Below are 5,151 nucleotides of genomic sequence, written 5' to 3'. Positions count from 1 at the left end.
AATCATAATGAAGCCCACTCCGGAGTAGAGTGGGCTTTTTTTTTGCTGCCTTGTATTCAAGGCAGCTGTAATGTTACTCAAAACCTTTTACAATCATGGAAAATCAGTTGTTCCTCGTCATGCAAGCTTGTCGTTTGCACAATTCGCTCGCTTATTATTACTGGATGAGCTTCCGAGTATATGGACTGTTAAGCTTGCAATGCTAAGGCAAAAAGCTAGTGTATTCTGCGTTTTTGATCTGGTAGCTTCCGGATAATCAACAGGCGTGCCACCAAACCAAAGTTTAGTGCTTTCGAGTGCCCCAGCAATCTATGAAGTAGACTCTAAATATCTAAATGCCTTATAAATTTAGAGAGTTCTTGTTCATGATTGACACCAAAGCAATCTTTGTTTTGGTACTTAAATGATTTGACTACATCTCCTATATGCATTTTGATTTTCTTCTTGTCTTGTGCTACCGACGAATTATTAATCGCCGAAAAAGGTATATAATCGATAGTCTCATCCTCATATCTCGTAATTGATTGTGTGTAAGGGTTCGATGTAGACGGGATAAAAAACATTCCGCTGTCGTTGTAAGCAACTACCCAAATATGCTGTGGTTGTATTGCGTCCTCAAGCAAATTAATGACATCCAATTCAGCACTTTGCATATCCGGAAGCTGTTCACGCACATAGTTCTTCATAACATCCTGAGCCACACCGGCAGAGCGACTCACCTTTTTATTCAGTAACACATTCACAATTACCGCAACAATCACCAGTGCCACTGGTATAGCCAATAATCTTAAATCCATAGTAAATTTCCCCTTTTTTTGATTTATTTTATCGTAATGGATATTTTGACCAAGGACTGTCATCATCCTCAATCAACCCTTTTGCAATTTCCATAATACCGTGGAGCATCATATTGGATCCGCCCCACATGCATCTCCCAATGATATAGCCATCAGCAAGCTCTTTCCAGTTTAAATAGGTGTTCTGACATTCTTTATAGGCTTTACGAATATAATTCCAAGCTTCTTCTTCTGAGAGATATGCCGTTTCATAACAGCAACGTGCAATCAGAACCAATCGCCCCATATCCCAGCCGACAATAGATTGTGTGCTCAAGTCTGTCCTTTTTTTGATCTGCTTATTTTTAACCAGATCTTCGATTGTTCCATTTAGATTTTGTATATAGTTGTATGTTCTTACCTTTTCATCTTCTTCCAATATCGTCTCATCAATGGCTGTGGATTGACCTGAAACTAATTGTTTGATGGCCTCAAAATAGACTCTATGTCCCCTGCTACTCAGCCATTCCAAAGTCCTTAATGCAGTATCTCTATCAACAATGTCGTAATAATCAGCAAGATTTCGTCTCATCTCATTTTTGTCAGACCCGGTATGCAAACTATCACAAAAGTACATAGTCTGTTCTGCATTGATTGCTCCGACATTCAAAGCAGCATACTGTTCTACGGTTAAAACAGCGGCATTGTGGTTCTTTCGATACTTTTTCTTGCTCAGTGCACCCGCTAATTTTTTAAAAAAACCCATGTTTTCATCCTCGTTTCGTTCATAAATATAAATACTATCATTTCGCACCTGCTTCTCCAGACAAGCAACGTTTGAATGGTTTGTCGTGATCATTATCAGCTTCATGCTGCGTTCCGACCATCTGGGCGTGACATCTATCATTCGGGATCTTGCTCTGAATAGCCGCTGCTATGAGACCTTGATTCACTTTTTTCGTTCATCCGCATGGTCACTCGAATCGTTGCGCCTGGCGTGGCTCCAGGTGATCCACCGGACGGCCCCTCTACTGCTTGTCCAGAATTGCGTCGTGCTGGTCGGTGATGGGATGAAGCAAGCCAAGGAAGGACGTCGGATGCCGGGAGTCAAGAAGCTCCATCAGGAGTCCGAAAACGTCTCTAAGGGTGAGTACATTTTCGGCCATTTGTTTGGCGCCATCGGCATTTTGGCCGGCACCCCACAAAAGTGGTTCTGCTTGCCCTTGTTCCTGAATCTGCAGGATGGCGTAAAAACCATCTTGGGGTGGAAGAATACGGATCAGGCCGAGGAGCCGACTTCGCATGTGGTTCAGATGATAGAGCAAGGATTCGCAGCAGCCACAGCGTTCGGGAGAGCCTTGCTCTTGCTGGCTCGTTACTTTTTGACCATACCAGCTCTGAAGCGACTGAATGACCTCCATCGCTCTTCTGCCGTTCGGATGCATCTGGTCACCAAGTCCAAGTCCAATGTGGTGGCTTACGAACGTCCCGCCGCCAAGAAACCCGGACGAGGTCGACCGCCGAAAAAGGGCCACGAGGTCAAGTTGAAGGACTGTTTCACCTCTCGAGCTGCCGATTTCCAAACCGCCACGGTTGTCTTGTACGGCAAGGAAGAGACGGTTCAATTCCTGTGTCTGGATTTGCTCTGGGGGCAGGGGCTGTATCAGGAAATGCGCTTCGTGCTGGTGGTGTGCAAGGGGCATTACTCCATTCTCGTGAGCACCGATCTGACACTGGCTGCAACAGACATCATTCAGTTGTATGGCTACCGCTTCTGGAGCAAATCCATGCCAAAGCTGAATTGGTACTTGAAAAAGGGAGAAGTCCATCCGCTGGAACATGTGAACAACGAACAAGATCAGCAGCGGATTGGCTTGACCATTCAGTCGATAGAAGGATTCGTCATGTGCCAATGCATCGCCATGGGACTCTTGCAACTGATCGCTTTGCGTTATTCCGGTCGTGTCCCTGCACTGTTCTTTCGCTATCTGCGCACAGCCTCTCACGCCGTTGCATYGGAGGCCACCGTTGCCGCTTATTTGCGCCAGTTTATTTTTCGCCTGTTTGTTCAGAACCGGCATTTATCCATAATGAAAATAATCCGCTCCAAGCAAACTACGTCTGATATTGACGCTGATTCTTTGGCTTCTTAGGCTTGAGGACTTTTCACTGTCCAGTAACCATTAAGTAGATGAAGAAAATGTAGCTGTGATAATGATAATGAAAACAATAGCATAAATACCGATAGCGATAGCTGCCCATATTAAAGCGGCTTTAAAATAATTTTTCTTCGTTGGATTACCTTCACCGAAAGCCCACACGAACATCATAATAATGTTGACGATTGGGATGATCATAATGAGCGAAGTGAGCATCCACTCCTTAATGGAAATGACGGGTGAAACCTCCTGATTCGGATTATGTCCGTAACCAGGCTGGCCGGATTGAAACGGAGGTTGTTGATAATTGTCCAATTAATTCTCTCCTTTGGGGTTATGTATAGTTGTTGAACGCGTTGTTCACAAACTTATTATATAGAAATTGGGATTGTTTACAATCCTTTTTTTGCTAAAATTAACCTCTTTTATTCAAAAATACTACAATGCTTGTCTATTTTTATTCGTATTTGCTAGATTTATAGACCTATTTTTGTTGTAATATGTGGAATTTTATAACATGAAATATTGTCATTGTCATACAAAAAAGTACTTGCGCTTGACGTTACGTCAAGTACTATACTGAGGTTAAAGGAGATGACGGGATGCATTCAGAAGATAATCAACAAATGGTTTATCCCATAGGAGCCTTCGCTAAAATGACCGCAGTTACAGAGCGGACACTACGATACTACGACCGCAAAGGCTTGCTTAAGCCTTCGAGTCGTAATGAGCAGGGCCATCGCTACTACACGGACAAGGATTTGATCCAGCTTCAAAAGATTTTGACGTTAAAATATTTGGACTTCTCGCTTGATGATATTTCTGCCTATTTACAAAATCCAGAGGAGGATCTGCAGCAATCGTTAGCAGCCCAATATGAAATGCTGCAGCACAAGCAGCAGCAGCTGGAGCGAGTTCTTGAAACGATCAGCCGCATGCAGCAAATTGTTGAAGGAGCTGGTAAGGTAGATAGCAATCTGCTGCTTGTGTTCATTCATAACATTCAACATGAAGAGCATCAGAAGCAGTATCTCGCGAAGCAGATGCCTACCTCRCTTGTGGATGCCATATTTATGGATGGGATGTCTGCGGAGAAGCGGCTGGAAATGGAACGTCAACTAAATGTTATCGTTATTCAATTGAAGGAGCATTACAAGCTAGGAAGACAGCCTTTGGATACAGAAGTATTGGAAAGCGGTAGGCAGTTGCTCGGTTTTCTTGAAGGGCTGATTGGCCCCATCTTAAAAGAACTAACGGAGCAGGAGCTGACTCAATTAGAGGTACTTGAAGATCCTTCAACACCTTTCGATCCTGTCTTGTTTCCTCATGCGTTCACAAAGGAAGAAGAAGCCTTCCTTACTGTGATGTTTGAACATCTGGAAAGCTTAAAGAAAGCATCCGAGGAGGAAAAAAGCAATGATCAACAAGGATGAGGCGCAGCAGCCAGCTACATTAAGCCATGCAAAATCATTTATTAATCTTATTGCTAGGCATAAACCATCTACCTATATTATTCTAGCCGCTATCGTACTTGGAGTAGGTGAGGTGGTGCTCTCCTTACTTATTCCGATGTTGACTATGAACTTAGTTGATGAATTATCTCGGTCGAGCTTGCAAGCAGTGACGATAATTGTGCTAGGAGCAGTCTTTCTGTTCCAGACGGCCATGTCAGGATTTTCTTTATACACGATGTCTTTTGTTGGACAATATGTAATTGGCGGATTGCGTCGTGAGTTGTGGGAAAAGGTGCTGAGACTGCCGGTTCCTTTCTTTGACCGCAACCATTCTGGAGAAACGATGAGCCGTGTCACCAATGATACGAATGTCATCAAGGACTTTATAATCGGCCATGTTATTTCCTTTATTGGCGGTATTATCTCCATTATTGGGGGAGTGGTGCTCTTAATAACGATTGATTGGAAAATGACTCTGCTCATGCTTGTGGCAGTACCGCTTGCRCTGCTTGTTTTATGGCCTCTTGGGTCGAGAATGTTCAAGGTATCGAAGTCGATGCAGGATGAAACGGCATTATTTCAAGGTGATCTTGGAAGGGTACTTTCGGATATTCGTCTTGTAAAGGCTTCACTTGCTGAGCCGGTTGAGCAGCGTCAGGGAGAACTGCGAGTTTCAAAGCTGTTGCGATTCGGACTTCAGGAAGCCAAAATAGTTTCAATTGTATCTCCGCTAATGATGAGTATTATGCTGCTCATTCTTGT

General features: G+C 43.6%; 6 protein-coding genes. 3 read left to right on the top strand and 3 right to left on the bottom strand.

The features are described from left to right. Positions 1-323 precede the first annotated feature (323 nt). Both AC1DWN_RS27550 and AC1DWN_RS27545 read right to left on the bottom strand, forming a co-directional pair. Positions 324-797, bottom strand: coding sequence for a hypothetical protein (locus AC1DWN_RS27550; RefSeq protein ID WP_477562081.1), 474 nt, complete (start codon positions 795-797; stop codon positions 324-326). Positions 798-825: 28 nt separating this feature from the next. Then, the gene (locus AC1DWN_RS27545; RefSeq protein WP_477562080.1) at positions 826-1,635 is read right to left on the bottom strand and encodes a DUF1266 domain-containing protein; all 810 of its coding nucleotides are present in this window, start codon (positions 1,633-1,635) and stop codon (positions 826-828) included. Here AC1DWN_RS27545 and AC1DWN_RS27540 point away from each other — a divergent pair. Next, the gene (locus AC1DWN_RS27540) at positions 1,628-2,929 is read left to right on the top strand and encodes a hypothetical protein (RefSeq protein WP_477562079.1); all 1,302 of its coding nucleotides are present in this window, start codon (positions 1,628-1,630) and stop codon (positions 2,927-2,929) included. The genes AC1DWN_RS27545 and AC1DWN_RS27540 overlap by 8 nt on opposite strands. A gap of 30 nt (positions 2,930-2,959) precedes the next feature. On the opposite strand, the gene AC1DWN_RS27535 is transcribed toward AC1DWN_RS27540, so the two are convergent. Further along, positions 2,960-3,250 (bottom strand): hypothetical protein, encoded by a 291-nt coding sequence (locus AC1DWN_RS27535; RefSeq protein ID WP_477562078.1) that lies wholly within the window; start codon positions 3,248-3,250, stop codon positions 2,960-2,962. Positions 3,251-3,537: 287 nt separating this feature from the next. On the opposite strand from AC1DWN_RS27535, the gene AC1DWN_RS27530 reads away from it, so the two are divergent. Both AC1DWN_RS27530 and AC1DWN_RS27525 read left to right on the top strand, forming a co-directional pair. Further along, positions 3,538-4,368 carry a MerR family transcriptional regulator gene (locus AC1DWN_RS27530; protein WP_477562077.1) on the top strand — a complete coding sequence of 277 codons (831 nt, stop codon included), beginning with the start codon at positions 3,538-3,540 and terminating at the stop codon, positions 4,366-4,368. Beyond that, positions 4,352-5,151, top strand: an 800-nt coding sequence (locus AC1DWN_RS27525; protein ID WP_477562076.1) for an ABC transporter transmembrane domain-containing protein, incomplete at its 3' end; no start/stop codon positions are given. The genes AC1DWN_RS27530 and AC1DWN_RS27525, both read left to right, overlap by 17 nt.

Source organism: Paenibacillus sp. P4_A7, from assembly GCF_056402455.1.
The sequence above is the reverse complement of the archived record's forward strand: the minus strand, read 5'-3'. Positions and strand labels throughout refer to the sequence as shown.